Source organism: Mucilaginibacter polytrichastri (genome assembly GCF_001911425.1).
Taxonomy (GTDB): domain Bacteria; phylum Bacteroidota; class Bacteroidia; order Sphingobacteriales; family Sphingobacteriaceae; genus Mucilaginibacter; species Mucilaginibacter polytrichastri.
The window spans coordinates 4,308,191-4,333,745 of the sequence record NZ_MPPL01000001.1; the positions used below are offsets into that span (position 1 = coordinate 4,308,191).

26 protein-coding genes are annotated in these 25,555 nt (G+C 42.6%); 12 read left to right on the plus strand and 14 right to left on the minus strand.

What is annotated here, in order from left to right:
- Window positions 1-133 precede the first annotated feature (133 nt).
- A complete protein-coding gene (locus RG47T_RS18425; protein ID WP_074490926.1) occupies window positions 134-895 on the minus strand; it encodes a pyridoxine 5'-phosphate synthase in 762 nt (253 codons plus the stop codon).
- 101 nt (window positions 896-996) lie between these two features.
- On the opposite strand from RG47T_RS18425, the gene RG47T_RS18430 reads away from it, so the two are divergent.
- Together RG47T_RS18430 and RG47T_RS18435 are read left to right on the plus strand one after the other, a co-directional pair.
- Window positions 997-1,980 (plus strand): polysaccharide deacetylase family protein, encoded by a 984-nt coding sequence (locus RG47T_RS18430; protein ID WP_074490927.1) that lies wholly within the window; start codon window positions 997-999, stop codon window positions 1,978-1,980.
- Between the two features lie 122 nt (window positions 1,981-2,102).
- A complete protein-coding gene (locus tag RG47T_RS18435) occupies window positions 2,103-2,435 on the plus strand; it encodes a YbjQ family protein (RefSeq protein WP_074490928.1) in 333 nt (110 codons plus the stop codon).
- Between the two features lie 62 nt (window positions 2,436-2,497).
- Here RG47T_RS18435 and RG47T_RS18440 read toward each other — a convergent pair whose 3' ends face one another.
- From RG47T_RS18440 to RG47T_RS18455, 4 genes are all read right to left on the minus strand, one after another.
- Window positions 2,498-3,157 (minus strand): SdpI family protein, encoded by a 660-nt coding sequence (locus tag RG47T_RS18440; RefSeq protein WP_074490929.1) that lies wholly within the window; start codon window positions 3,155-3,157, stop codon window positions 2,498-2,500.
- Between the two features lie 18 nt (window positions 3,158-3,175).
- Entirely contained in the window at window positions 3,176-3,430 is a 255-nt protein-coding gene (locus tag RG47T_RS18445) for an autorepressor SdpR family transcription factor (protein ID WP_074490930.1), read from the minus strand.
- Between the two features lie 153 nt (window positions 3,431-3,583).
- Window positions 3,584-4,900 carry an adenosylhomocysteinase gene (ahcY, locus tag RG47T_RS18450; RefSeq protein WP_074490931.1) on the minus strand — a complete coding sequence of 439 codons (1,317 nt, stop codon included), beginning with the start codon at window positions 4,898-4,900 and terminating at the stop codon, window positions 3,584-3,586.
- A gap of 181 nt (window positions 4,901-5,081) precedes the next feature.
- A complete protein-coding gene (locus RG47T_RS18455) occupies window positions 5,082-5,972 on the minus strand; it encodes a peptidoglycan DD-metalloendopeptidase family protein (protein ID WP_074490932.1) in 891 nt (296 codons plus the stop codon).
- 151 nt (window positions 5,973-6,123) lie between these two features.
- On the opposite strand from RG47T_RS18455, the gene RG47T_RS18460 reads away from it, so the two are divergent.
- The gene (locus RG47T_RS18460; protein WP_074493578.1) at window positions 6,124-6,534 is read left to right on the plus strand and encodes a BrxA/BrxB family bacilliredoxin; all 411 of its coding nucleotides are present in this window, start codon (window positions 6,124-6,126) and stop codon (window positions 6,532-6,534) included.
- Window positions 6,535-6,610: 76 nt separating this feature from the next.
- Here RG47T_RS18460 and RG47T_RS18465 read toward each other — a convergent pair whose 3' ends face one another.
- Entirely contained in the window at window positions 6,611-6,805 is a 195-nt protein-coding gene (locus tag RG47T_RS18465) for a hypothetical protein (protein WP_074490933.1), read from the minus strand.
- 1,028 nt (window positions 6,806-7,833) lie between these two features.
- On the opposite strand from RG47T_RS18465, the gene RG47T_RS18480 reads away from it, so the two are divergent.
- The 3 genes from RG47T_RS18480 to RG47T_RS18490 all read left to right on the plus strand — a co-directional run bounded on the left by RG47T_RS18480 (window position 7,834) and on the right by RG47T_RS18490 (window position 12,454).
- Window positions 7,834-9,114 (plus strand): metal-dependent hydrolase family protein, encoded by a 1,281-nt coding sequence (locus RG47T_RS18480; protein WP_074490936.1) that lies wholly within the window; start codon window positions 7,834-7,836, stop codon window positions 9,112-9,114.
- Window positions 9,115-9,120: 6 nt separating this feature from the next.
- Window positions 9,121-11,601 (plus strand): M1 family aminopeptidase, encoded by a 2,481-nt coding sequence (locus RG47T_RS18485; protein ID WP_074490937.1) that lies wholly within the window; start codon window positions 9,121-9,123, stop codon window positions 11,599-11,601.
- Between the two features lie 316 nt (window positions 11,602-11,917).
- Window positions 11,918-12,454, plus strand: coding sequence for a DUF2911 domain-containing protein (locus tag RG47T_RS18490; RefSeq protein WP_091690969.1), 537 nt, complete (start codon window positions 11,918-11,920; stop codon window positions 12,452-12,454).
- Window positions 12,455-12,555: 101 nt separating this feature from the next.
- Here RG47T_RS18490 and cdaA read toward each other — a convergent pair whose 3' ends face one another.
- From cdaA to RG47T_RS18505, 4 genes are read right to left on the minus strand one after another with little or no spacing between them, the layout of a single operon-like run.
- Complete coding sequence (cdaA, locus tag RG47T_RS18495) at window positions 12,556-13,347, minus strand: diadenylate cyclase CdaA (protein WP_074490939.1); 792 nt, start codon at window positions 13,345-13,347, stop codon at window positions 12,556-12,558.
- 20 nt (window positions 13,348-13,367) lie between these two features.
- Window positions 13,368-13,562 (minus strand): hypothetical protein, encoded by a 195-nt coding sequence (locus tag RG47T_RS25815; protein ID WP_139235740.1) that lies wholly within the window; start codon window positions 13,560-13,562, stop codon window positions 13,368-13,370.
- The gene (locus tag RG47T_RS18500; protein WP_074490940.1) at window positions 13,559-14,617 is read right to left on the minus strand and encodes a TerC/Alx family metal homeostasis membrane protein; all 1,059 of its coding nucleotides are present in this window, start codon (window positions 14,615-14,617) and stop codon (window positions 13,559-13,561) included. The genes RG47T_RS25815 and RG47T_RS18500 overlap by 4 nt, the downstream gene beginning before the upstream one ends.
- Window positions 14,618-15,589 (minus strand): polyprenyl synthetase family protein, encoded by a 972-nt coding sequence (locus RG47T_RS18505; RefSeq protein ID WP_074490941.1) that lies wholly within the window; start codon window positions 15,587-15,589, stop codon window positions 14,618-14,620.
- Between the two features lie 301 nt (window positions 15,590-15,890).
- Between RG47T_RS18505 and RG47T_RS18510 the strand changes: the two genes are divergently transcribed.
- Together RG47T_RS18510 and RG47T_RS18515 are read left to right on the plus strand one after the other, a co-directional pair.
- Window positions 15,891-16,811, plus strand: coding sequence for an SMP-30/gluconolactonase/LRE family protein (locus tag RG47T_RS18510; RefSeq protein ID WP_074490942.1), 921 nt, complete (start codon window positions 15,891-15,893; stop codon window positions 16,809-16,811).
- 157 nt (window positions 16,812-16,968) lie between these two features.
- Window positions 16,969-17,541 carry a DUF1572 domain-containing protein gene (locus RG47T_RS18515; RefSeq protein ID WP_074490943.1) on the plus strand — a complete coding sequence of 191 codons (573 nt, stop codon included), beginning with the start codon at window positions 16,969-16,971 and terminating at the stop codon, window positions 17,539-17,541.
- Between the two features lie 37 nt (window positions 17,542-17,578).
- Here the strand turns inward: RG47T_RS18515 and RG47T_RS18520 are convergent, their stop codons facing one another.
- Window positions 17,579-18,070: a mismatch-specific DNA-glycosylase gene (locus RG47T_RS18520; RefSeq protein ID WP_216351073.1), complete on the minus strand. Its 492-nt coding sequence runs from the start codon at window positions 18,068-18,070 to the stop codon at window positions 17,579-17,581.
- Between the two features lie 116 nt (window positions 18,071-18,186).
- Between RG47T_RS18520 and RG47T_RS18525 the strand changes: the two genes are divergently transcribed.
- The gene (locus RG47T_RS18525; RefSeq protein WP_074490945.1) at window positions 18,187-18,747 is read left to right on the plus strand and encodes a hypothetical protein; all 561 of its coding nucleotides are present in this window, start codon (window positions 18,187-18,189) and stop codon (window positions 18,745-18,747) included.
- A 17-nt stretch (window positions 18,748-18,764) separates the two neighbouring features.
- On the opposite strand, the gene RG47T_RS26460 is transcribed toward RG47T_RS18525, so the two are convergent.
- Both RG47T_RS26460 and RG47T_RS18530 read right to left on the minus strand, forming a co-directional pair.
- Window positions 18,765-18,905 carry a hypothetical protein gene (locus RG47T_RS26460; RefSeq protein ID WP_216351074.1) on the minus strand — a complete coding sequence of 47 codons (141 nt, stop codon included), beginning with the start codon at window positions 18,903-18,905 and terminating at the stop codon, window positions 18,765-18,767.
- Between the two features lie 171 nt (window positions 18,906-19,076).
- The gene (locus RG47T_RS18530; RefSeq protein WP_074490946.1) at window positions 19,077-20,108 is read right to left on the minus strand and encodes an aldo/keto reductase; all 1,032 of its coding nucleotides are present in this window, start codon (window positions 20,106-20,108) and stop codon (window positions 19,077-19,079) included.
- A 364-nt stretch (window positions 20,109-20,472) separates the two neighbouring features.
- Here RG47T_RS18530 and RG47T_RS18535 point away from each other — a divergent pair, with 364 nt between their 5' ends.
- The 3 genes from RG47T_RS18535 (at window position 20,473) to RG47T_RS18545 (ending at window position 24,223) form a co-directional block, all read left to right on the plus strand.
- Window positions 20,473-21,039, plus strand: coding sequence for a fasciclin domain-containing protein (locus RG47T_RS18535; protein ID WP_074490947.1), 567 nt, complete (start codon window positions 20,473-20,475; stop codon window positions 21,037-21,039).
- A gap of 201 nt (window positions 21,040-21,240) precedes the next feature.
- Window positions 21,241-21,594, plus strand: coding sequence for a hypothetical protein (locus RG47T_RS18540; protein WP_074490948.1), 354 nt, complete (start codon window positions 21,241-21,243; stop codon window positions 21,592-21,594).
- 172 nt (window positions 21,595-21,766) lie between these two features.
- Window positions 21,767-24,223, plus strand: a complete 2,457-nt coding sequence (locus RG47T_RS18545; RefSeq protein WP_074490949.1) for a bifunctional YncE family protein/alkaline phosphatase family protein — start codon at window positions 21,767-21,769, stop codon at window positions 24,221-24,223.
- Window positions 24,224-24,259: 36 nt separating this feature from the next.
- Here RG47T_RS18545 and RG47T_RS18550 read toward each other — a convergent pair whose 3' ends face one another.
- Window positions 24,260-25,402 (minus strand): FAD-dependent oxidoreductase, encoded by a 1,143-nt coding sequence (locus RG47T_RS18550; RefSeq protein WP_074490950.1) that lies wholly within the window; start codon window positions 25,400-25,402, stop codon window positions 24,260-24,262.
- Between the last annotated feature and the right edge of the window lie 153 nt (window positions 25,403-25,555).

A 25,555-nucleotide genomic window follows, 5' to 3' on the forward strand; every position in this document is an offset into this window, starting at 1 on the left:
ACCCCTCGCGTTTTAATGCCGCAAAGGTAAGATTTTACCAGTTGAGTAACAATTAGTAAAGCAATACTTACAATAGAATTAACATTATTATTAGACCTTAAAAACGACCGATTTTATAGAGTATTGGAAGAGTTTATATCGTACCAGCAGTACCTACCTCTTCCCCGTCAGACGGAATGTTTGATAAACGCTGTAAATACATCTGTATCGTGTTCTCCAAACCATAATATAAAGCATCGCTGATGAGTGCATGGCCTATGCTTACCTCCAGCAAACCGGGTACGTTATCAGCAAAATATTTCAGGTTGTTCAGGTCCAGATCGTGGCCTGCGTTTAAACCCAAGCCTACTTGCTGCGCTTTTTTTGCAGCCAGAATATACGGAGCGGCAGCAAGCTCATTGCCCTGGTTATAATGGATGGCATAACCTTCGGTATAAAGCTCTACCCTGTCTGTCCCGGTTTCGGCAGCAGCTTCTATCATCTCGGCAATGGGGTCAACAAATAAAGACACGCGGATGCCCTGGTCTTTAAAGCGCTTTACCACATCTGTAAGGTATGCCTTGTTAGTAATAGTATCCCAGCCGTGGTTGGAGGTTAGCTGCCCCAATGCATCGGGCACTAAAGTTACCTGGTGTGGTTTTGTAGCCAATACCAACTCTACAAATTTTTCTTCGTCGCAGTTGCCTTCAATATTAAACTCTGTAGTTAAGCTCTGTTTCAGCGCGTAAACATCGGCATAACGGATGTGGCGCTCATCGGGCCGCGGGTGCACGGTGATGCCTTGCGCGCCAAAGGCTTCGCAATCTTTGGCTACTTGCAGCAAATCGGGGTTGTTACCACCTCTTGAATTACGCAGTGTTGCAATTTTATTGATATTGACAGATAATCGGGTCATTGTTGTAATATTGAAGTACGGAGGTAAATATCCTATTAGTGTTTAACAACGCAAACATTTTTATGATTAATTTATTTTTAAATATTGCTTAACCGCTACTTATGAAACTTAAATTATTTACGCTTTTCCTACTCATATACACTCTGCAGGCCCGCTCACAGGCCAGGTATAACCAGATAAAAGATTATAAAGTTTTTTTTGGCTGGGCGCATCATGCACCGCAAGATTGGGTAGCTATCCGCCAGTTTACAGACTACAACAAAAGTTATTACCTGCTGGTGAACCCGCAAACCCTGGAAACCAAAGTTGATGACAGCAGCTTTTACCAGGTAAAACCCATGAGTGCGGATGAAGCCAAAGTGTTTTTTAAAAGTACCCCATACGAAAAGGCGTTGCGTAAGGCAGAAAACTCCTCTATCATGATACAGGATGCCGGGATAGAGCGCGGCCTGCCTAAAGAAACAGGCATCAGCCTAACGGCCGACCTATGCCCATCGCACAAGCCTTTAGACCGCCGCATTTTTACCGACATATTTAACGAATTTAAAAAGGTAGAGCGGCCTGTACCCGTGGCGCTTTCTGTAACCGGCATTTGGATGAACAAACACCAGGAAGACCTGGCCTGGCTAAAAGACATGCAGGCCAAACATGAGATCTATATCACGTGGATCAATCATTCGTACAATCACCGGGTAAGCAAAAGCGCACCTTTAAAAGAAAACTTTTTGCTGGAGCCGGGCACCAACATCAGTTATGAAGTTTTGAAGACCGAGAAAGACATGCTGGCAAACGGACTACTGCCGTCGGTATTTTTCCGCTTCCCGGGCCTGGTATCAGATCAGCAATTGGTTTTCAGCATTACCAGTTTCGGGCTGATACCCATTGGTACCGATGCATGGCTGGCCAAAGGGCAGCAACCGCAGGCGGGCAGTATTGTGCTGATACACGGCAACGGGAATGAACCTGTAGGTGTGAATGATTTCATTAAACTACTGCAATCAAAAACTAAATCGATTGCCAACAAGCAATGGTTATTGTATGATTTGCGGGAGAGTGTTGATGAAGAATTTGCAGATGACAAGTAGTATATCACTTGTACTTCAGCAATAACGATCACCTAAAAAACATTCATCGCCACACCATGTTTTATACAACAAACCGTAACATTTTATCTACAAACCCATCCAATAACAAATAAAAACAAATCATGGACCATTCATTAATAACAACCAGTACCAGTTTAGAAGGGTATAAAATAACAAAGCATTTGGGTGTTGTACGTGGCATTACTGTGCGCAGCCGCAGTGCGCTGGGCAATATTGCCGGTGGGTTTCAATCGTTATTTGGCGGCCGGTTATCTATCTATGTAGAACTGTGCGAGAATACCCGCGAAGAAGCCTACCAGTTATTAATACAACATGCCCAGGCCATTGGCGCTAATGCCATTATTAACATGCGTTATGATGCTAATGAAATTATGCAGGGTATAACCGAGGTGCTGGCTTACGGTACAGCGGTGATAGTAGAAAAAACAGTATAATTATTCATATTAAAGAGGTTCCGGTAAATTCCGGAACTCTTTAATTTATCTGTTAATAGATATTACTTAGCCGTATGCATTTTAAAATACCGGTAAGAATAAACCATCGGTACGATGGATAGTAAGGCTATAAAACCTAAAAATACATCTACACCCAGCTGGCCATGGATAATTAGCATAAGCGCCGTTAGCACAATGCCACCGCCTACCCATAGTTTACCTGCCAAACGGTGTGTAGCACGCCAGTTATCTTCGCTTTCCAATGTCCAGGGGATACGGATACCTACAAAATAATTAGGTTTTACATTGTACATCATGTTACCCAAAAATACAAACAGCAGGCTTATAATTACGAACTCTAAGTTATCGTATTTAAACCCATTATGCACCACTGCATAAATAATGGTTAGCGATATCAGCGACAAAAACGATACAATACCGAAACCTATTTTGTTAAAATTATCCTCGCCATATTTCACCTGCCTTTTAGGATCAATTGATGGTAAAAACCTCATTAACAAATAAGCAGCCGCGCTTGCACCGCCCGTAATGGCCATTAAAAAAATAACATCTGCGCGTGGACCAAAACCATCCGGCTTTCCCTGAATGCCGAAATGAATGGGGACAGTTTCCGGTAGTTGCTTATAAACCACAGCCAGATAAACAAAGGGTAATACCCAGATAATTAAAAGGAGCAGATCGCTCGGGTTAAACTTTTTCATGATGGTGCAAGGTTATTTTTAAGATTTAAATTGCATAATCCACTTCAGCATTTCATCCATTACCGTGGTGTTTAAAGCGTAATAAACAAACTGGCCCTCTTTAACAGATACCACCAGGCCGGCCTGTCGCAACAGGTCGAGATGATGGGATATGCTGGGTTTCGAAATATTGAACTTGTCGGCTATTTCACCGGCTGTCAGGTCTTTCTCTTTCAGGTACTCCAATATTTCCCGTCGGGTTTGGTCGTTTAATGCTTTAAAAAGAAGGTTCAATACTTTGGCTGATTATATATTTAGACAAATATCTAAATATTATTGTAAAGAACAAGAGATTAGGCTATTATATTTTATTCGGAAACAAAAAAGGCTTCAGATCACATGATCTGAAGCCTTTTACTATCAAATTAGCCTTTCGACTAAAAAATATTAATATCTGTAATACTCTGGTTTAAACGGACCATCAACAGTTACACCGATATACTCGGCCTGATCCTGATCCAGTACTTCCAGTTCTACACCAATTTTGGCAAGGTGTAAACGGGCAACTTTTTCGTCCAGGTGTTTAGGTAAAGTATAAACTTTGTTTTCGTATTGATCTGTGTGTAACCAAAGCTCTAATTGTGCCAGTGTTTGGTTGGTGAAAGAGTTTGACATTACAAAGCTTGGGTGGCCTGTTGCACAACCTAAGTTAACTAAACGGCCTTCGGCTAGTATGATCACATCGCTACCGTCAATTGTATATTTATCAACCTGTGGTTTAATTTCAATTTTAGAGTGGCCGTAAGCGTCGTTTAACCAAGCCATATCGATCTCGTTATCAAAGTGGCCGATGTTACAAACAATGGCTTTATCTTTCAATGCGCGGAAATGCTCTTCGCGAACAATGTTACAGTTACCTGTAGCCGTTACAACGATATCTGCTTCTTTAATTGCAGTACCTAGTTTTTTAACTTCAAAGCCTTCCATTGCAGCTTGTAATGCGCAGATCGGGTCGATCTCAGTAACAATAACGCGGACACCTGCATTACGCAATGAATCTGCAGAACCTTTACCCACATCGCCATAACCGCAAACAACAGCTACTTTACCAGCCATCATTACGTCGGTAGCACGGCGGATCGCGTCTACCAATGATTCGCGGCAACCGTATTTGTTATCGAATTTCGATTTAGTAACCGAATCATTGATATTGATTGCAGGAACTGGTAAAGTACCATTTTTCATGCGCTCATATAAACGGTGTACACCGGTAGTAGTTTCTTCAGATAAACCTTTAATACCTGATATCAGTTCAGGGTATTTATCAAATACCATATTGGTTAAATCGCCGCCATCATCCAAAATCATGTTTAATGGTTTGCGGTCTTCGCCAAAAAATAAAGTTTGCTCAATACACCAGTTAAATTCTTCTTCGTTTAAACCCTTCCAGGCGTAAACAGAAGTACCTGCGGCAGCAATAGCAGCAGCAGCATGATCTTGTGTGGAGAAGATATTACATGACGACCAGGTAACTTCGGCACCCAGATCAATCAGGGTTTCAATTAAAACCGCTGTTTGGATAGTCATGTGCAGGCAACCTGCAATACGCGCACCGGCCAATGGCTTAGACGGGCCATACTCTGCACGAAGCGACATTAAGCCCGGCATTTCTGCTTCGGCAAGTTCTATTTCCTTACGTCCCCACGCAGCTAACGATGGGTCTTTTACTTTACTCTTTACGTACGCAGTCTCTACTGATGACATAGTGTTTGTTTTTTTAGACTGCAAAATTAACTAATAAGTATATGAAAATGAAATAGATTAGTTACAACTAATAATTGAGCGTCAAGAATCAAGACAGGAGAAAACTCCCGGCTATACCAGCCTTGCGCGCGTTTGCAACGCGTATTTTATAAATGCTTTTACTAATACCGCAGCCTAACCTTTATTGGTTAAGTGTTAAATATTGCACGGGGTTGACAGGCTTACCATTGCGGCGCACCTCGTAATGCAAATGCGGCCCGGTTGAGCGGCCTGTTGAGCCTACCTTGCCAATTACATCGCCCACAGTTACCCGCTGGCCCTCGTGTACATTAATGCGCGACAGATGCCCGTACCAGGTTTCGATATTACCAATATGCTGTATGCGTACACAGTTGCCATAACCACCTGCCTTACCGGTAAAAATTACTTTACCACTGGCAGTGCATTTAACAGGGTCGCCCACTTTGCCTTTAAAATCAATGCCGGGATGAAACTCGTTACGGCCAAAATCAAAGGGGTTACCACGGTAGCCAAAAAACGAAGTAAAGCTGCTGATGCGCGGGTAGCCCATAGGCACCATGGCCACATTGGTAACCAATTGCTCCAGGTAGCTGTTATACTTTGCATAAAGCTGCAGGTTGCTTACTTTTTTATCGGTACTGGCTTTACCAGTGTTTATGCCTTTAAAGGTAACCGCCTTTAAGCCACGCTTGCCCAGGTAATCGTTAATTTTTTTTAGTTTGGTTTGGATACCGTCTATGTAATTTAAGGCCTTGTTGTTGGTGCTGTCGCTCGATGCCGTAATGGCATCCAGCTTGGTCGAGCTTTCGTCAACCTCATTTCTCAGGGCCGAGATCTGCGACATTAGCCTGGCGTTTTCCTGAGCCTTTTGCTCGCCGCTATCATGCAGCTGTTTAACGGTGTATGTTAAACATGCTGCCAAACAAACCGCGGTTACGGCTGTTAACTTTAATCTTTTAAAATGTTTAGCTTTTACTTGCAATACTTTAGCCTGAAACTCGCTCTCCACCAATACCTCACTCACACCTAAATCTGCTTGTTTTAAGTTCATACAATAGTTTAAATTTTTAATCAGGGTTTTGCCAGCACCTTATGCAGGCACAAGCATTAAAAATAACGTCAACACAATGTTAATATTTTACAGTGTAAAATTATTTCATTACATAATCGTTATTTTTGTAATCCAAATATATAAGAAAATGATGTACCCAGAATATTTAGTTGCCCCAATGCGGGCAGAATTAACCAACGCAGGCTTTGAGGAGCTGTTGGATGCCGATGCTGTAAAAGGCGCGGTTGAAAGCGAAGGCACTGTATTGGTAATGGTAAACTCTGTTTGCGGTTGTGCTGCTGCCAATGCACGCCCTGCTGCAAAAATGGCTGCCGGTTACGAAAAACGCCCAACTAAGTTAGTTACTGTATTTGCAGGTATGGAAAAAGAGGCTGTTGATAGCGCACGTAATTACATGCTGCCTTACCCTCCGTCATCGCCATCTATGGCTCTGTTTAAAGATGGTAAATTGGTACACATGATAGAGCGCCACCAGATTGAAGGCCGCAACGCCCAAATGATTGCTGATAACCTGATGCACGCTTTCGATCAATATTGCTAAGCAAAATGAAAATAAAAAAAGTCCCCTGGTATACTGCCAGGGGACTTTTTTTATTTTAAAATATCTTCTGATTTATTTAGGCTCGTTGCTTACTGTAGTTTTTTTTCATCAATTTAAGTGAAGCAATACCTAATGATACGCCTATCCCCGTATATATAGAATCCAGCACAATGGTTTTAAAAACAAGCCGGGAATCAAAGCTATAGTGAAATATAAATATAACTATTGTAGCTAAAGCAAAATCTTTTAATAACTGTTTAAGAAAGCTCATCTTTACAAAGATTAACATGATACAACCTCGAAATACTTAACTAAGTTACTAAATATTAGGTATTTAAAAAAGTTTTTTTATTGCTATTTATTGTAATGATTTGTCCTTAAACTACCTCAAATCTTAATTAACGCTTTATTCGGCTAGGCTTTAATGTTCTTTTAAACATCATGCCCAGGCTGGTTATAATAATTGCAGTAACACAGATTAGCGGCGCTATAAAAAACCTGTCGACCGGATTATGCCACATCATATGGCCGATTCCGAAAATAATAATTAAAAGAAAACCGGTAATCGAGAAAATCCGGCATGCTTGCATACTCCCCATATTATAAATAATAGTTTCTTATATGGTAAGCCATTATCTTACGTATTGTTTTAATATCTTAACTCAATGATGATTATTTACAACCGATCCGCGCGCTCAATCAGTATCTATCAATAGATCACAGCACAAAGGCCTCCAAACAGAGACTCTTATATTACAATAAAGTTTCCTTTTTTATTTTTCTAAAAACTGTAGTGCCCACTACAAACAACACAAAACTTACGCTGCCTATCAATAATAAAACATTGATGTGCCTGTAAAAAAACATATAACCTGTAACTGTATTTGCAACAACGGCTATTATAAATATCATAGCCAACAATAAAACCACCCTAAACGAATTCATTTGCTCCTCCTTATTTATTTGTTAACAACAATATATATGGCAACTACAATGCCAGCAAACATTTGTAAAATAGCCGAAACCCGTTTGGATTATAAATTAAGAGCAAACAGCATCCCCGCATCGCCAATACATTTTTATAACAACCACCTTTTGCAATGGCGATAAATCATTGCAGCGTTGCTACGGCCATGTGCTTCAAATGTAATTGAAACGCCTATCTGGCAATTTATACAGGTTAAGTTCGCACACAAACGAACATTATTTTAATGAATTATTGCATACCACTAATTGCCAAAAGTTTATATCTTCAAGCTTAACTAACTTACCATAAGAAAAAAACAACCCAAAAGTATTATGAAAAAACTTTTACCCCTGCTCTTTATGGCCGCTGCGCAACTTGCTGTAGCCCAAAAAACTTACATCCATTGTGGGAAATTAATTGACGGTGTGGCTAATTCTCCCCAAAGTGAGATGACCATTGTGGTTGATGGCAACAAGATCTCCGGTATTGAAAAAGGCTACACCTCGGGAACCTCTACAGACCATGTGATCGAACTTAAAAACAAAACCGTAATGCCGGGTTTAATTGATTGCCATGTGCACCTGGAAAGTGAGTTTACCAAAACTTCGGCTATGGACCGCTTTCGTTTTACAGATGCCGACATTGCTTACCACGCTGCCATACATGCCAAAACCACGTTGATGGCCGGCTTTACCACCGTGCGAGATTTGGGCGGGTCTGGTGTAAACATTAGCCTGCGTAAAGCAGTGGCACAGGGCCTGGTAGATGGCCCGCGTATTTATACAGCCGGCCGTGCTATCTCTGCAAGCGGCGGCCACATGGATGAGTCTGATGGTTTCAGAGATGATGCATTTCAGCATCGCCCGGGCCCCGATGAAGGCATTGCCGACGGGAAGGATGAATTGATAAAAGCCGTACGCCTGCAATTTAAACGCGGCTCTAACCTCATAAAAATTGCTTCAACCGGTGGGGTATTAGATTTGAGCGAAGACGGCTCGGGCGCACAGTTTAGCATTGAAGAAATTAAGGCCGTGGTAGAAACCGCCAAAGATTACGGCATGAAGGTAGCCTGCCACGCACACGGTGCCGAAGGTATAAAGCGTGCCATTTTGGGCGGCGTAACCTCTATAGAGCATGGCACCTTTATGGATGCCGAAGGCATGGAACTGGCTAAAAAGAACGGCGTTTATTTAGTGCCGACTATTATTGCCGGTCGTTCTGTAATGGATTCGGCCAAGATCAAAGGTTATTTCCCGCCGGTAATTGCCCGCAAAGCCTTAGAAGTTGGCCCGGTAATTCAGAATACGTTTGGCAAAGCCTACAAAGCCGGTGTAAAAATTGCTTTCGGTACCGATGCAGGCGTTTACCCGCATGGCAAAAACTGGATGGAGTTTGGTTACATGGTTGAAGCCGGTATGCCTCCAATGGCTGCGATTAAAGCTGCAACCACCAGCGCTGCTGACTTATTAGGCATAACGGCAATAACCGGTAGCATTACTACAGGTAAATTTGCAGATATTGTGGCCGTTGACGGAGACCCGCTGCAGGACATCAAAACAATGGGCAATATGGCCTTTGTGATGAAAGAAGGAAAGATTTACAAGAACCAATAATACATTATGCATTTAAAATACCCTGCTTTAGCGATAGCAGCACTGTTTATAGTATCGCTTAAAACAACTGAGGTACAGGCACAAACAGAGAATAGCGCCGACCCGATGAACATTTACCGCGAAACCGTAACCAAGGTTAATGATTTGGTACATACCAAACTCGATGTGCGGTTTGACTACAAAAAACGCTACCTGTATGGTAAAGAGTGGGTTACCTTGAAGCCCCATATTTACCCTACAGATTCGCTAAGGCTGGATGCCAAGGGTATGGATATTAAGAACATTTCTGTTGTTAAAAACGGCCGGAATGTTCCATTAAAGTATACTTACAATCAGCTGACGCTGAATATCCACCTGGATAAAAAGTATACCAATAACGAGAGCTACACTATTTATATCGATTACACGTCCAAACCAAACGAATTAAAGGTTGAGGGCAGTGCAGCTATTAATGATGCCAAGGGTTTATACTTTATTAACCCGGATAGCACCGAAAAAGGCAAGCCGGTACAGATCTGGACACAGGGCGAATCTGAAAGCTCATCGGCCTGGTTCCCTACCATTGACAAGCCGAACCAAAAAACTACCGACGAGATCAGCATGACCGTGCCGGGCAAATATGTAACGCTATCTAACGGGCGCCTGGCTTCGCAGAAAAAAAATGCCGACGGTACCCGCACCGATACCTGGAAAATGGATTTGCCACATGCCCCGTACCTGTTTATGATGGCCGTGGGTAATTTTAAGATCTACCGCGATCAATGGCGCGGCAAAGAGGTAAGCTATTACCTGGAACCCAAGTATGCGCCTTACGCCAAAGACATTTTCGGCTTTACGCCGGAAGTAATGGAGTTTTACTCTAAAACTTTGGGTGTTGATTACCCTTGGAACAAGTATGCCCAGATTGTAGTGCGCGATTATGTAAGTGGTGCCATGGAAAACACATCGGCCACGCTGCACGGCGAGCAGGTGCAACATACCCGCCGCGAACTAATTGACGGTGGAGACGAAAGCCGCATTGATATTGTACACGAGCTTTTTCACCAGTGGTTTGGCGATTATGTAACGGCCGAAAGCTGGAGCAACCTCACCGTTAATGAATCATTCGCAGATTTTAGCGAAACCATGTGGATGGAGCATAAGAATGGCATGGACGCGGGTAATGAGTATAACTATAAATCGATGCAAAAATACCTGTCATCGCCAAAAGCCTATACAGAGCCACTGGTACGTTTCCATTATGATGATAAGGAAGATGTTTTTGACGTGGTTACTTACGAAAAAGGCGGCCGTATTTTAAATATGCTACGCCATTATTTAGGTAACGAAGCCTTTTATAAAGGCCTTAACATCTACTTAAAAACCAACGCCTTTAAAACCGGCGAAGCACAACAGGTACGTTTAGCCATGGAAGAAGCCAGCGGAAAAGACCTTAACTGGTTTTTTAACCAATGGTACTATCGCGCAGGCCACCCGGTGCTAAATATCAGCTACCAGTGGGATGAGGATACCAAAACCCAAAAGGTTTTTTTACAACAAACGCAGGATGGTGATGCCTTTATTTTACCACTGAATGTGGACGTATACAACAATAGCAATAAAGAGCACAAACAGGTATGGATGCGCAACAAAGCCGATACTTTAAGCTTTAAATTAGGTGCCAAGCCTAACCTGGTAAATGTGGATGCAGACAAAGTGCTGCTAGCCTTAAAGATTGACAATAAAACCCCGGCCGAATTTGCTTACCAGTATTTTAACGGCCCGTTATACCTGGACAGGCACGAGGCTTTAGAAGCCCTTGCCTCACACCAGGATAATGAAGGCGCCCGTAAAGTGCTGATAGCTGCCTTGCAGGATAAATATGCCCCCTTACAAATTGAAGCCATAGAAGGCCTTAATTTAAAGAATGATGATGTACGCAATGCCGCATTACCGGTTCTGTTTACAGTTGCGCAAACTACCAAAAATACTTTGGTGCAGGCTGCAGCATTAAATATTTTGGCTAAACAAAAATCGCAGGCAAATTATAACTTGTTTAAACAAGCCATCAGTAGTGAATCTTATGCCGTACAAGCGGCTGCGTTAAACGGCATTTATCAATTAAACCCTACAGATGGCTTACAATATGCAAATAAATTAAAAGGCGATAGCGAAGGCCCGTTAAAATCGCGTGTGGCTACCATACTGGGCACAGCCGGCAGCGATAATGAATGGCCATTTATCTACGAGCAATTTAAAGCATCGCGCCGTGCCGAACGCATGGAATTGTTGGAAAACTTTGCCCAGATGACTACCCGTGTAATAAACCCAGCTTATGCGCAACAAGGCATCGCAGAGTTAATAGCAACTGCCAAACGCTACAAAGAAACTCCTGGCCTTGTGCCCGCAATTATAGAAATGCTTACGCAGGTTAAAGACCAACGCACAAAAATGAAAGACGAGGCTTCGGCTAAAGCTGCTACTGATGCCATTAAGGCGATTCAGTAAATAAATAGACTATCGTTGCCTATATCAAGTTTGTCATTCTGAACGTAGTGAAGAATCTTCTGCTTCATTAAGGTTGTTAAGCAGATGTGCACTTTGCAATCGAAGAAGATTCTTCACTACGTTCAGAATGACAAATTTAATTTCCCTTGTTGCTTTTAATATTCAAAGTTTACCGTCATTGTGATGACAATTGGATAAAAATCCAGAAATAAATAGCTAAGGCTGCCAATTGGCAGCCTTAGCTATTTAATAATTTTTATTCATCAATATCTTGTAACTTGCCTATTATTAACCAAAAGAAAACATTAAAAATCGTATGAAAAGTATCACACTAAAAAGGTCACTCTTGCTGTCATTATTCGGCACAATGATGTCATTAACTATGATGGCACAAGATAAACCAGCCCCGGCAAGCCCTGCCGAAGTAGCAAAAGGTACCATAAAAGGTGTTAATGTAAGTATCGCTTACAGCAGCCCTGCCGTTAAAGGCCGCCAAATTTGGGGTGGTTTGGTTCCTTATGATAAAGTATGGCGCGCAGGTGCTAATGAGGCAACTATTTTCACTACAGATAAGCCATTAACCATACAAGGTAAAACCTTGCCTGCAGGCAAATACAGCCTGTATGCTACACCTGGTGAAAAAGAATGGAAGATCATCTTCAACTCGCAAACCGGCCAATGGGGTATTAAACGCGATGGTTCTACCACCGAAGACCCTGCTAAAGATGTGTTGGTAGTAACCGTTAAACCCGTGAAATCTGCTACCATGAACGAACGCCTGGTTTATAAAATCTCTGATAAAGGCTTTACTTTAGACTGGGATAATCTTAGCGTCCCGGTGTGGGTTAAGTAGTTAACTGGCATAAAAACAACCACCCGTTATTACTTCGTACCTCAATGACGAAAAGAAATAAACAATAGAGAGGCTGCCATTGGGAGCCTCCCTATTGTTTGTTAAAAATCTTTGTTTAGCAACTTTTCCAACTCAGCAAAACTGATATTCATTTTTACGCGGCCCTGCTTGGCGTAAGAGATTTCGCCGGTTTCTTCTGATACAATGATGGCTGTAGCTTCATTAGCCTCGGTTACGCCAATACCTGCCCGATGGCGTAAGCCAAACTGAGGCGGCAGATCTGTGTTTTCTGTAAGGGGTAAAATACAGCTGGCCGATTTTATTTTATTCTCTGATATCACCACCGCACCGTCGTGCAGCGGGCTTGTTTTTTGGAAAATACTCTCTAGTAAACGTTTCGATATTTTACCATCAATTACCTCGCAGCTATTTTGATAAAACTGCTCATCATAAAACTTGGCGAACACAATCAGTGCCCCTGTGCGAGTTTGTTTAAGGCTTTTACAGGCATCTATAATAGGCTTAATGCGGATGTAGTTATTTTTTTCGGTTTCGGCCTTGCCAAAGAAATATTTCCACCATGCTTTGTTTCTTTGCAGCGACGCATTTTTACCTACCAACAATAAAAATCGTCTTATTTCCTGCTGAAAAACAACAATAACGGCAATAATGCCCACATTCATGAAGTTGCCCAGTATGTTTGTAAGTAGCGTCATATGCAACGCTTTTACTACAAAATACAGCAGGCAGATAATGGCCAGACCAATAAAAATATTGGCTGCAATGGTACCACGGATAAGGTTATACAACTGATAGATAATAAGGGCTACCAGCACAATATCCAGTACATCGAAAAAACTAAATTTCAGGAAACTGAAGTCGAAGTTATGCATGCACCGCAAGTTATAAAGATTTATTTATATGCGTAAACGCAAATGATCTGCGGCATGCAATAGTTGTGATGTTTGCTATTGGTATTAAATACTTTTTGAAAATGAGCATGCAGTAACACATGGGTGTCTGCAGCCCCGCTATCTGCGCTACGCCGTACCGCGCCCATGGGGTTATGGATTAGCAGTTGCAGTTTTCTTTCCTGATTCTGTCTCACTCCCCTTTTAGGGGACTTGGTTGCTTCGGAAATACAAGTGATGCTACAACGCTAATTACCAGTATCCCCAAAATAACAAACAATGATGTTGATGTGGTTACACCCACCATTTCGGCATACTCACCAGCCAGCATTTTAAGGCCAATAAATGCCAGCAGGATGGCCAGGCCGGTTTTTAAATAATGGAATTTGTCGATAATATTGACCAGCAAAAAGAACATAGACCGCAGGCCCAGTATGGCAAAAATATTGGAGAAAAATACGATATAAGGATCTTTAGTAACCGAAAATATAGCCGGGATAGAATCAACCGCGAACACCAAATCTGTTACCTCGATAATCATCAGCACCAGAAACAGCGGTGTGATCATCTTCTTTTTATCAACCTTGATAAAAAACTTACTGCCCGAAAATTGCGGATAAACTGCAAAATATTTAGACGCGAATTTTACCATCGGGTGGTTTTGCGTATCAACCTCATCTTCCTTGTTGCGGTTTACAAACATCATAATGCCTGTGTAAACCAAAAAGGCTCCGAAAATATACAGCACCCAATGAAAGTGGGTAATTAATGATGACCCTATAAAAATAAACAGGAATCGCATAATCACCGCACCGATAATGCCCCAGATTAACACCTTATGGTAATGCTTCTGGTCTACCGAAAAAGCGGTAAAAATAAGGATCATCACAAAGATGTTATCTACAGAGAGCGCGTACTCTACAATATAACCGGTAATAAATTCGAGCGAAAGGTTTTTACGGTAAAGGGCCAGGCTGTCTTCAAAATCGGCTGGGTTTAATTTAAGGCGATGGAGGTGGCTAACGTTTACCTGTTGAAGCCTGGCAAAATCATGAATGTTATGCAACAGGTGCCCGTAATTGTAAATAATGGCATAGAATATAAGCGCAAATGTAACCCAAACAGCGCTCATAATACCGGCCTGTTTAATACTTACCGGCTTGTCAGATTTACTAAACAGCCCCAGATCTATCGCCAGCATTAAGGCAATAAAAACCAAAAATCCTGCAATAAATTCTATTTCGCTGTACATCTACTTATTTCTTTCAGTCGTGAAGCGTACTAATTGTTCCAGTCCGCGCCGGGCATCGCCATCGGGCAGGGTGTTCAGTATGGTAAAAGCCTCGTCCTGGTATTTCTTCATCTGGCTTTCGGCATATTGCAGCCCGCCGGTGTCTTTTACAAACTTAATGATCTCGGCTATCTTGTCCACATCGTTATTATGGTTCTTCACCAAATTAATAATGCGTTTTTTCTCTTTAGTAGTTGTTGTATTTAAAGCATAGATGAGCGGTAAGGTCATCTTTTTTTCTTTAATGTCGATACCCAGCGGTTTGCCTACGTCATCGGTACCAAAATCAAACATATCATCCTTGATCTGGAAAGCAATGCCGGTTTTTTCGCCAAACAAGCGCATTTTCTCTACCGTCTCGGCATCTGCATTGGCCGAAGCCGCGCCTGCGGCGCAGCATGCCGCTATTAAAGAAGCCGTTTTATTACGGATCACCTCATAGTAAATATCTTCGCTGATATCCATGCGGCGTACCTTTTCCATCTGCAGCAATTCGCCCTCACTCATTTGCCTTACCGCCTCAGAAACAATTTTAAGTATCAGGAAATCATCGTTCTCTAAAGAAAGCAGCAGGCCCTTAGAAAGCAGGTAATCGCCCACCAAAACAGCTATCTTATTTTTCCATAAAGCATTGATAGAGAAAAAGCCGCGGCGCTGGTAAGAGTTATCAACCACGTCGTCATGTACCAGGCTAGCAGTGTGCAGCAGTTCTACCAATGATGCCCCACGATGGGTCGCCTCATTTATACCACCACAGGTACTGGCCGAAAAAAACACAAACATGGGCCTTATTTGCTTGCCTTTGCGTTTTACGATGTAATGGGTAATACGGTCTAACAGGGGTACCGAGCTATGCATAGAGGATCTGAATTTTTCCTCAAAAACATCAATATCCGCAGCGATGGGTTTTTTGATCTCGTTAATGCTCAGCATCGATCTTAAACAAGCTTTTTATTTGTGCATTTGGCCTTTATGGCCGTGTGGCAAACATAGCTAAAATTATTTTCTCAATATACAGGAAGAGGAAAACTGACATGTTTGTTGCTGGAAATGGTTTGTTTTATGTAGTTAATTGAGTTGCGTGCTATATTATAATCAAGTACCATATATGGCAGAACTTTACAGGCTATAAGTTTTAGTCCCGCTCAATTACTGCAGATCAACATTCATTCGTTTACAAGCCCTTCTTAATAAAAAACGAATCTTACATTTGTATACCACGACATTACCAATTATGAATTTCAAAAACCTGATCCCTATAAGTGCATTAGCATTATTTATTATTGCACAAGCGGCAACACATTGTACAGCGCAGCCTGCCAGCGCCAATACGCTATATGATACCACAACCAAAGCGCAGCTGATTTCCAATCAGTTCAGCTTTACCGAAGGCCCGGCTACTGATAAAAAAGGGAATGTATTTTTCACAGATCAGCCTAATAATAAGATCTGGGAATACAATACCGATGGCAAGCTTACCCTGTTTATGGATAGTGCAGGCCGCAGCAATGGGATGTATTTTGATAAGAAAGGGAATTTAATCTCGTGTGCAGATGAAAACGATCAGCTATGGTCTATTGCGCCAAATAAAAAGGTAACTGTACTGGCCAAATCATACGGCGGGAAATTGTTTAATGGCCCCAACGATGTTTGGGTTGACCGCAGCACGGGCGGTATTTACTTTACCGACCCCTACTACCAGCGCGATTACTGGACCCGCAAGCAACCTGACCTGGATGGGATGAAGGTTTACTACCTACCCAAAGACGCGCAGGAAGCTATTGTGGTAAACGATAAGCTGAAAAAGCCCAACGGTATTACCGGCACGCCCGATGGTAAATATTTATACGCAGCCGATATTGAAGGAAATAAAACCTACCGCTTTACCCGCCAGGCCGACGGTAAGCTAACCGACCAGCAGGTATTTGTAAACCAGGGATCGGACGGCATGACGATTGATGAGCAGAACAACATTTACCTGTGCGGCAAAGGCGTAACCGTTTATAATTCGGCAGGTATTCAAATTGCCCACATCGATATTCCAGAACCGTGGACGGCTAACATTTGCTTCGCCGGTAAAAACAAGGATGTGTTGTTTGTGACGGCGTCGAAAGCGATTTATACACTGAAGATGAAGGTTAAGGGGGTAGAGTAAATTCACTCACCGACGTAACACACCCCAATGAGCGCAACTGCAAATTGCAGTGCCTATGCTTTCCCCTCTCGAGAGGGGAATTATTGTGCAGTAGCTTCTGGCACTAACTTTAACAAGAGGTGTGTTTATACCGATTAAAAAATTAAACACCAACACTATGCAACCAGACTATTTACAAAGCGCCAGAAAGCAATTTGAATATTATAAAATGCTGGGCGAAAAAACATTTGCGCAGCTTACAGATGAGCAGCTTTTTTGGCAATACAATACAGAGAGCAATAGTATTGCAACCATTGTTAAACACCTTTGGGGCAACATGCTATCGCGGTGGACTGACTTTTTAACCACCGACGGCGAAAAGGCATCACGCAAACGTGAAGCAGAGTTTGATAACGACATAACAGACCGAGCCGAATTAATGCAGAAATGGAACGAAGGCTGGCAATGTTTATTCACGGCGATAGATAGTGTTAATGGTGATAATATCGATACCACTATTTACATCCGCAACATGGGCCATACCGTAACAGAAGCCATTAACAGGCAACTGGCACACTACCCCTATCACATTGGCCAGATTGTTTTTATAGGCAAAATGGCTTTGAACGAGCAATGGGCATCGCTATCTATCCCACGGGGAAATTCTGAAGTTTATAACGCAGGCAAGTTTGCCAAGCCAAAACATAAGGAACATTTTACAGATGAGTTTTTGGGTGGGGAGAAAAAATAATTCTGCTCGTCATGCTGTAACTTGTTTCAACATGACGTCACTCCACTATTCTCCCCAACCCAAGCCACCATTCCATATCCCATGCGCCATTGGCCGCACCGGATGTGGAAGGTGCAATAAATACTTTTGTATTGCCAATTACAAAATCCTGTAAGCCATAAGTAATAACTGTAGTGGAACTTAAACCCATAAACATCCGCGCAGCTTGTTTGCCATTAAAGCAGAGGATGCAGGGTTGATAATATTCGATCTTTTGCCTTACAGATGTAGCATCATAGTGTTCGCGTCTCAGGGTATTGTCCATGCCAGAGCGCCCTTTTACCAGGTCGGTTAAGCCGATGCCATAGTTCAATAACGTTGGGTATTCGGGCGGGGTAAGCAGATGTGGTGTTAAACCGGCGGCGTATAAGGCTTTATAAAATTTATTCCCCGGGCCGGCATAGTAAGCCTGCTTTAGTGCCGACTGTTCGCTGGCGGCGGTACCGCAGAAAACCAGTTTTAGGTTAGGGGCCAACAAATCGGGAAGCATGGGTTTAAAGATAAGCATCAACATTATAAACAGACAGCAAATTGTAAACAAACCCATCCTGTTCTTTACCATTGCTAACTTTACGCTTAATTTGCAGCTTATAAAACTGAATTAATATGTCAACCATTTGGGCACATCTGCCGGGATATAGTGTAAATGACCATCTGCCTGTTAAAGTAGGTAAAGCAGTAAATGTTAAATTTTGGATGGTAGTTGCAGCCCGCCTGCAAGTGCGCGAAATGGGCGACAGCTACCTAACCAACTCCACCTTTGCCGAGTATGAGTTTGGCGGCAAGGTAATTTCTGAGATGACCATTAACGGCATGCTGGTACTGGTTATTGATACCGGTGCGTTTCAATTTTATATCGAGAATGGCCGTGCATCAGAAGGCGTGCTTAACAATGGTTACTTCGGTAAATTTGTACGTGGTAAAGGCAGGTTGGCCCTGGGCGAATACCCTTACAGTATGGGTGTAGAAGAAGTGAAAGCTACGCCTCAGCAAATTATTAAAGTAACCGTACCGCAAAGCCATATTTTAAATGATAACGGCACCATATCTGTACCTTTGTATTTATTGCCCGATGAGTATACCGAGGCAGATACCTTGTTTGTTGATGAAATAACCGACAGCAGTAATAATGAAGCCTTTTACCTGGTACACTATCAGCTAGTTTAATTTAGGGCAGATTTATACTACCGGGTACCTATCCACCATACCATATCTGTGGCGGTGAAGCTACAGGCTGTATGAGCCGGGATATTATTGATTTTGCAATCATCATTACAGCCAAAAACGAGGAAGAAAGAGGATAAGAAAAACAACTTGATACGCATGATGATGGTGTGAGGTTACATCATCTAAACTACCGGTATCAGTTGTAAAAAAATGTTATTTAGTGTTAAAGAAAGTTAACGCAAAAGAGGGGTTTTTGTCGATGTTAAATCGTAGAAACCCCTCCATAGCCTCCTTTGGAGGAAACTAAATCCATAACACTATTTACTATACTAATAGAATTTAGGCGGCGGATTCAATTTAGTATTTTGGCGTTGGTGCCAGTATGGATAAATAGGATCTTTAAAGCTGGCATCGTCTAGTTTTTTAACTTGCTCAGTGGTAAGGTTCCATCCTACTGCGGCCAAATTTTGCTTCAACTGCTCTTCGTTACGGGCACCTATAACCAGGTTGGCAACGGTTGGGCGCTGTAATAGCCAGTTTAATGATACCTGCGCTACAGATTTGCCGGTTTCTTCTGCTACTTCATCCAAAGCATCAACAATATTATATAAGTGCTCAAAATCTGTAGCCGGGCCGTGGCTGCCACCCTGGCTGCGGCGGTTATCCTGCGGGATAGGCTGCCCCCTGCGGAACTTGCCCCCCAACTGCCCGCTTGCCAATGGGCTCCAAACAATGGTACCTACTTTTTGGTCAATACCTAAAGGCATCAGTTCCCACTCAAACTCACGATCGAGCAGCGAATAATACGCCTGGTGTGCAATATAGCGCGACCAGCCATAACGCTCTGATACCGAAAGCGATTTCATTAAGTGCCAGCCCGAAAAATTAGAGCAGGCAATGTAACGCACCTTGCCGCTGGTAACCAGGTCGTCCAGCGCGCGTAGGGTTTCTTCAACCGGGGTATTACCGTCGAAACCGTGCAGGTGGTAGATGTCAACATGGTCTGTTTGTAAACGCTTCAGGCTATTGTTTACCGATTCGATAAGGTGAAAGCGCGATGATCCATAATCATTGGCACCTTCGCCCATTGTAAAAGTAGCTTTGGTAGAGATGAGCACCCTGTTGCGGATCCCTTCCAGCGCCTTGCCCAGAATTTCTTCGGCCAGGCCATTAGAGTATACATCGGCAGTGTCAAACAGGTTTACGCCTGCATCAAGGCAAAGGTGTATCAGTTTCTTAGCATCGTCGAGCTGGGTATCGCCCCAGGCTTTAAAAAATTCATTGCCGCCGCCAAAAGTGGCTGTACCAAAGCTCAGTACAGGCACATTTAACCCGGATGCACCTAATTGTCTGTATTCCATAGTTGTGTAGTTAAAAGATGAAAATTACGCAGGCCTATACATGCCCATACGCATAATTCAAATTTAACAGCCTTGGGCTAACATATATGTCACACTAGTGAAAGGAAATAAAATTAAATACCTGCCGTAGTATAATACAACTGATTTTATCTGATTAATCGGTTGTGAGAAAAAAATTCTATGCTTTTTTAAAGTTTGAATATCAGCGTAGTAACGGCCATTTTAAATTTAAGGGAAACAAAAATGCCTTTATTTAAGTTATAATTAATAAATAGCAGAAAAAGTATTTATTTAATGTACAGCATATAGCGAAAAAACTACTTATTATTAATCCAGATCCATTCATTTTAAATACTTAAAAATTATGAAAAAGTCACTTGTAATAGTAGCCGCATCTTTGTTCACGTGTTTTACTGCAAACCAAGTTTTTGCACAAACGCAAGACACTACTAAAAAAACTACCACAACAACTACAAGCACCACGGCAACAGCGCCAACAGCAGATGTTGCAACTATATTAGCCGGTAACCCGGATTATTCTTCTGCAAATGCAGCCGTTAAATCGGCCGGTTTAGAAACCGCTTTAAAAGCAACTGGGCCATTTACCATATTTGCGCCAAACAATGTAGCATTTAGCAAATTGCCCGCGGGTAAATTGGACAGCCTGTTGAAAGACCCTGCAAAACTAGGCCCCCTATTAAAAGGACACGTAGTTGCCGGCCATTACACCAAGGCCGAAATTATTAAAGCCCTTACCGCAGGTAAAGGTAAAGCCGCTTTAACCACTATAGACGGGCAAACGTTAACCCTATCTGTTAGCCCTAACAAAACCCTGCAACTTACTAATGCCACAGGCCAGTCTGCCGAAGTGGTATTGTATGACATGGTGGGTACCAATGGTGTTGTGAACGGCATCAACGGGGTATTGTAACCAATAGAAAAAATATCTTTCATAAACTTAATCAGCAAACCCAATAGCCTAACGGCTATTGGGTTTTGCATTTATATACCCCCGCTAATACCATACCTACCTGTTTGATAAAAAGTGATTACGATCATATTTTAGCCTGACACCCGTCATGGTGTGGGTTAGTGTTTAAGGCCATATTTGTTCTATCAAAACAACAACAACATGGCAACTTTAAAAACAATCAGTCCCGCAAGCTGGGCCGCCGGAAATCATAAAGAAGAAACATTCAGCTTTAACCCATGGGCCAGATTCATGGCATTTGCAGACAGCCAGAAACCCAACCACACCCTTTGGTTCTTTATTACACTGGTAGGCCAGGGGGTATTATTTTTGCCCATCCCTGCTGTATTAATGTATTATTATGATGCCCCAATTATTGTATTGGCCATTACCATGGTATGCTTTTTCACAACGCTTATTGCCAACATGGGCGGCGAAGGTATCCGTACCACATTAACCTGTTTAGCAGCCAGCACACTCATACATATTGCCATGATACTGGCCGTAGTGTTATAAATAACTTCCTATACCTGTTTCATTATTTAGCGGCATAAGCCGCTTTTTTTGTGCCCTTTTTTTGGCTCCAAACAGCAACCAAGTTATAACATAACCTTAACAATTACGTAACCACAACAAGCGATCTTTACCAGCTTGGCAGCCGTGCTGCCATTAATTTGTACATTAGGTTATGCGTAATTTCTTCAAAAAATCCGGCTTGGTTACTGTTTTTGCTTTGACCTTTTTAGCGAGTACAGCTTTGGCACAAATACCGGGCAAGGACAAGCAAAAAGGGCAAATATTATTACCTAATGGGTGGAAGCTTAGTCCGGCAGGGCAATCGATACCCCTTGGCGATTTACCATTGAACATGCAGCTGAGTCCCTCCGGCAAATTACTGGCTATTACTAATAACGGGCAAAGCACACAATCTATCCAATTGATAGATCCGCAACACCAGAAGTTGCTGGATGAGCATGTGCTGGATAAATCGTGGTACGGGCTGGCGTTTAGTAATGACGAAAAAAACCTTTATGTATCCACCGGTAACGATAATACGATCCTCAATTTCGGTATAAAAAACAACAAGTTAGGGCTGCCCGATACCATTAGCCTGGGCGCGCCATGGCCCAAGGGTAAAGTGAGCCCGGCAGGTATTGTGGTTACAAAAGATAATAGCCGCCTATATACCGTTACCAAAGAAGATAGCAGCGTTTATATCATCGATCTTAAAAAGAAGAGTATTATCAATAAAATACAATTGTCTACCATTGCTTATAGCTGTGTATTATCTAAAGATGAAAAAACGCTGTACGTTTCTTTATGGGGAGGCGACGAAGTTGTTGCATTGAGTACCGAATCGGCAAGCATTACAAATACGATAAAAACAGGCTGCCATCCTAATGAATTGCTACTGAATAATAAAGGCACACTACTTTATGTAGCCAATGCTAACGACAATTCTGTTTCTATTATTAACACTACAACCAACAAAGTAATAGAAACAATTTCAACATCTCTATACCCTACTACCTTAACTGGTTCAACCACCAACGGACTGGCGTTGTCTGCCAATAATAAAACCCTTTATATTGCCAATGCCGACAATAATTGCCTGGCTGTATTTGATGTTAGCCAAACCGGTAACAGCAAGAGCCAGGGTTTTATACCTGTAGGGTGGTACCCTACTTGTGTGAAGGTACTTGGGAGCAAACTATTGGTAAGCAATGGCAAAGGCGAAACATCATTACCCAACCCAAAAGGGCCACAGCCAATATCTAAAGCAGATAACAGCGGGTATCAGACCGGCAGTACCGCGAATGATCAGCTGCAATACATAGCCGGGTTATTTAAAGGTACATTGTCATTTATTGAGATCCCTAATTTCGACCAGCTAAAAGTTTACACCAAACAGGTATACGCTAATACGCCCTTTACCACTAAGCGTACACTCATTGCCGATGGCGAAACGGGAAACCCAATTCCACGTAAACAAGGGGAGAAATCGCCCATTAAGCATGTTTTTTATATTATAAAGGAAAACCGTACATACGACCAGGTATTGGGCGATGTATCTGCAGGAAACGGCGATAAGTCATTATGCCTTTTTGGCAAAGAAATTACCCCCAATCACCATGCCCTTGCCAACGAGTTTGTGCTGATGGATAATTTTTATGTTGATGCCGAAGTAAGCGCCGATGGCCATAACTGGAGCATGGCAGCTTATGCAACAGATGTAGTAGAAAAAACCTGGCCAACAGGTTACGGCAAACGCGGCGGTACTGGTAATTACGAAGGCGGCCGCCCTGCAACTTATCCACGAGACGGCTTTATATGGGACTATTGCAAAAGAGCTGGGGTGAGCTACCGTAGTTATGGCGAATTTGGCGAGTATAACAGAACCGGACTTAAATCTTTACAGGGGCATATGAGCCCGCAATCGCCGGGGTTTGATCTCGACATTAAAGACCAGGTTAGAGTAGATGCCTGGCAACATGATTTCGACTCGCTGTTAACCATTAATGAAGTGCCGCAATTTAGCACCATCCGCATTTGTAATGACCATACCAGCGGACAAAAAATAGGGAAATATACACCTATTGCTGCTGTTGGAGATAACGACCTGGCTATTGGCCGTTTCCTGGCACACCTTTCAAATAGCCCGATATGGAAGGAATCGGTTGTCTTTATTTTGGAAGATGATGCCCAAAATGGCCCGGACCATGTTGATGCGCACCGGTCGCCGGTATTTGTAGCAGGGCCTTATGTAAAACGCAATGCAGTTGTACATAGCATGTACTCAACGTCGGGCGTGTTACGTACTATTGAATTAATATTAGGTTTACCACCCATGAGCCAGTATGATGCAGCTGCATTACCGCTATACGAGTGTTTTACCAATAAAGCAGATTTAACCCCCTACCAATGCAAACCAGTAAAGGTTAATCTGGACCAACGCAATGTTGCGGTGAATAAAAGCAGTAAACGGTCTGAATCTTTTAACTTTTTAAAAGAAGATGCTGCGCCCGATCTTGACCTTAACGAAGTGATTTGGAAATCTGTTAAAGGCGAAGAAGCTGTAATGCCCGCACCTAAGCGCAGTGCCTTTGTAATATTAGAAAAAAAGAAAAAAGACGATGATGATTAATATGTTCATCACAAATTAATCATAGTTATTAATTATTCAACTGAATATATTGAGCATAAAAGAAATAGCATCCGGCGAGTGCAGTGCCGCGGTTGATTGCATGGTCATGTCTGCCGTTTCTGAAGCCCTGGCACGCATTTGTTTTTCATAAGTTGTAATGGCCGCTAGTGTATCAGGAAAATCTTCGCTGGTTAGGCACTCGCTTAGTTCCAAGGCATCCAGCATGGCCATATTTACACCTTCGCCGGCATAGGGCGGCATCAGGTGGGCAGCATCGCCCAGCATGGTGAGGTTGGGTAAAGCTTCCCAGGTTTGGTTGAGGGGCATGCAGTATTGTGCCCGGGGTATAAAGGCTGCACTTGCGTTTTCAAATAATTCCAGCCATATACTATTCCAGCCGATGTAGGTTTCTTTAAACCATTCGGTTAACTGTGCTTTATCTGCAAAATCTATCCCGCTTTTTTTCACCCAGTTTTCATCAGCTTTAAAACCGGGGTAAAACACCAGGCTACCATCCCCTTTTGCACTTACAATTAAAGATTTTTCATCGCCAAAGGCAAAGATCTTTCCACCGTTTAGCAGTTCGTGTATTTTGGGGCTTGCTGTTGCAGCATTATAAACAGCACCTTCTATCGCGGTAACGCCGGCATAAAATGGCTTAATGGGCGTAATATATGGGCGAATTTTGGAGTTGGCCCCATCTGCCGCAATCACCAGATCGGCTACAATAGCAGTACCGTTTTTAAAGTCTACCTTCCAGGAGCTACCCTGCGGGGTAAGCGCAACAAACTGGCTGCCCCATACCACGGTACCGGGTTGCAACGATTCCAGCAAAATATTTTGAAGCGGCCCGCGGTCAATTTCCGGCCGGGCATATTCACCTTCGCCGTCCGCGTTATCTTCCATTACAATGGTTGCGTGCTGATCTGTAATGCGCATATAATCTGCCCCGGGGCGGTAGTTGGCCCAAAAAGCCTCCATTAACCCGGCAGCGTGTAATGCTTTTAAGCCCGACTCGTGATGCAAATCGAGCGTGGCTCCCTTCATGCGGGCATCCTTGTCAACATCTCTTTCGTAAACCTTTACATCGGCACCGCTTAGTTGTAAAAGCCTGGCAAGTGTTAAGCCACCAGGGCCGCCGCCTATTATGGCTATCTTTTTATTGGTAAGATTATTCATGTTGTGTTATTATAAATCGGGGCTTTATAAAAATGAACCCAGTTTAATAAGAGAGACGATTGAGGGTTAACAACATTTTAAATGATTAAAAACACTGCTCTATACACGTTTCCGGATATTTCATTTATTAAACTACTTTAATTTTATTGTGGC